General features: G+C 62.8%; 3 protein-coding genes and 1 pseudogene. 1 reads left to right on the top strand and 3 read right to left on the bottom strand.

Going from position 1 to position 2,645, the window contains the following annotated elements; genetic code table 11:
- The 3 genes and pseudogenes from L9Z73_RS28870 to nirS form a co-directional block, all read right to left on the bottom strand.
- Nucleotides 1–151, bottom strand: a pseudogene (locus L9Z73_RS28870) (c-type cytochrome); the annotation flags it as partial.
- Nucleotides 152–167: 16 nt separating this feature from the next.
- Nucleotides 168–482, bottom strand: coding sequence for a c-type cytochrome (locus tag L9Z73_RS28865; protein WP_247408236.1), 315 nt, complete (start codon nt 480–482; stop codon nt 168–170).
- 24 nt (nt 483–506) lie between these two features.
- A complete protein-coding gene (gene nirS / locus L9Z73_RS28860; protein ID WP_247408237.1) occupies nt 507–2,048 on the bottom strand; it encodes a nitrite reductase in 1,542 nt (513 codons plus the stop codon).
- A 327-nt stretch (nt 2,049–2,375) separates the two neighbouring features.
- Between nirS and L9Z73_RS28855 the strand changes: the two genes are divergently transcribed.
- Nucleotides 2,376–2,645, top strand: a 270-nt coding sequence (locus L9Z73_RS28855; RefSeq protein ID WP_247408234.1) for an AAA family ATPase, incomplete at its 3' end; no start/stop codon positions are given.

The raw sequence follows: 2,645 nt of genomic DNA, 5'->3' as shown, positions 1-2,645 counted from the left end.
CGCTTTCCACGCCCGGCTGTTTCAGGCCGTGGCAGGCGCCGCAGTCCTGGGTCAGCAGGTGTTCGAGGCGGGCGGCGTCCGGTGTGGCCAGCGCCCGCGCGGGAATCAGCAGGAGCAGCGCCATGGCCGTACCGATCGTCGATGCATTCATGGCGCGCTCCTTGTGCTTATTTCAAGGTCAGGACCCATTCGGCCAAGACCTTGGCTTCGTCTTCCGTCACCTGATTCGGCGGCATCGGAACCGGTCCCCAATTGCCCTGGGTGCCGTTTTTGATGCGGCTGGCCAGGGTCACGGCGGCGTCTTTCACCCCGGCGTTCTTGGCCGCAACATCCTTCAAGGCCGGCCCCACCAACTTGCTGCCAACCATGTGGCAGCCGACGCAGGGTTTGCTGTTGAACAAGGCCTGGCCGTCTTGTGCAAGGGCCGGTTGCAGGCTGAATGCAGCGATGCAGGCCAGCAGCGCGAAGAGAGTATTTTTCATTGGAAGTCCTTGTGTTGATGGGGCTCAATAAATGTCGTGTTGGGTGTTGTAGACATTGAATTTTCCGGTCGGTGTGATCAGGCGCTTGTCCTTGATCACCGCCTTGAGCTTCAAGGTCTGGTCGTCGATCACCACCAGCGCCGATTCCTCGGTCTGGCCGTTCCACACCGAGAACCACACCTCGTCGCCGGCCTTGTTGTATTCCGGCTGCACCACCCGCAGCGCGCCTTGCTTGATGCCGGCGTATTCGGCGATCGGCAGCACGGTGTAGCCCTTGTCCAGATGGTCGATATCAAACACCGCCGCCGACTGGCTGAGCTTGGCGTCGGGGTTGAGGGTGGTGTCGACATACAAATGCCGGGAGTTGGGATGGGTCTTGATGAACAGCGAGCCGCCGCCCTGGCCCTTGAGCGATTCCACCTGTTTCCAGGCGTATTGCGGGTGGTTGACCGGGTCGGTGCCGATCACCGAAATACCGCCGTCGCCCAGGTGGCTGGTGGCCCAGACCGGCCCGTAGGTGGGGTGCACAAAGTTGGCGCCACGGCCTGGGTGCGGGGTCTTGCCGACCTCGACCAGCGCGGTGAGCTTGCGTTCCTTGGAGTCGATCACCGCGACCTTGTTCGAGTTGTTGGCCGCCGTCATGAAGTAGCGGTGCGTGCTGTCCCAGCCGCCGTCATGCAGGAACGGCGCGGCGTCGATGGTGGTGACGGTGAGGTTCTTGATGTCCTGGTAATTGACCAGCATCACCTTGCCGGTTTCCTTGACGTTGACGATGAACTCCGGCCATTCGTGGGAGGCGATGATCGCCGCGACACGTGGCTCGGGGTGGTATTCCTGTTTGTCGACGGTCATGCCGCGGGTGGAGACGATCTGTTTGGGCTCCAGGGTTTCGCCATCCATGATGGTGAACTGCGGCGGCCAGTAGGAGCCGGCGATGGCGTACTTGTCTTCGTAGCCCTTGAATTTCGAGGTCTCCACCGAGCGCGCCTCGATGCCGACCTTGATCTCGGCGACCTTGGTCGGTTCGGCAGGCCACAGGTCGATCATGTCGATCTTGGCGTCGCGGCCGATCACCAGCAGGTAGCGGCCCGAGGCGGAGATCCGCGAGATGTGTACGGCATAACCGGTGTTGATCAGTTTGACGATTTTCTTGCTGTCGCCATCGATCAGCGCGATCTTGCCGTCGTCGCGCAGGGTCACGGAGAACAGGTTTTCCAGGTTGAGGCTGTTCAGCTGTTTCTTCGGCCGGTCTTCGGGCTTGACCAGCACTTTCCAGGTCTTGAGGGTTTCGGCCATGCCCCATTCCGGTGGGGTTGGCGCCGTGTGCTGGATAAAGCTGGCCATGTGGGTGATCTGGGTTTTGGTCAACGCATTGGAGGTGCCCCAGTTCGGCATGCCGGCTGGGGAGCCATAGGTGATCAAGGCTTCCAGGTACGCCTGGCCACGGGACTGGGTGATGTCCGGGGTCAGCGGTTTGCCGGTGGCACCCTTGCGCAGCACGCCGTGGCAACCGGCGCAGCGCTCGAAGTAAATCTGTTTGGAGGTGTCGAAGTCGGCCTGACTCATGTCCGGCGCGCCGGCGCTTTTCACTTCTGTCGGCTTGGGGGCGCCATGGGCGCTCAAGGGCAGTGCCAAGGCCAGCGCGCAACTCAGTGCGGCGAGGCTCAGGGTGAAGGGTTTTCTGTTGCGAGTCAGCATTCCGTTTACTCCTCAGGCGGGACCTTTGCGGTGCCTCGCAACGCGGTGCGGGGCGCAGGTTCTTCGTGCCGGCACAGACTATGGTGCCGTGCCGGAATACCCGCTTGACCGCGATCAAGTTCGCCGCAGGCGACGCTTGCCAGGTTGTCGCAGGCGCCCGTAGCGTGGCCGTCAAACCCGCTGTGGATGCCTGTCATGACTGAGCCCTTCTACCAACCCCTGGACAATGAACACCTGCTGTTCGAACACGCCTGGCGCCACCGCATGCCGGTGCTGATCAAGGGCCCCACGGGCTGCGGCAAGACCCGTTTCGTGCAGCACATGGCGCATCGTCTGAACTTGCCGCTGTACACCGTGGCCTGCCACGACGACCTGAGTGCCGCCGACCTGATCGGCCGCCACCTGATCGGCGCCGAGGGCACCTGGTGGCAGGACGGCCCACTGACCCGCGCCGTGCGCGAAGGC

The organism is Pseudomonas emilianonis (genome assembly GCF_023072625.1).
Taxonomy (GTDB): Bacteria; Pseudomonadota; Gammaproteobacteria; order Pseudomonadales; family Pseudomonadaceae; genus Aquipseudomonas; species Aquipseudomonas paraveronii.
This window is presented reverse-complemented; position numbering and strand designations above follow the sequence as displayed.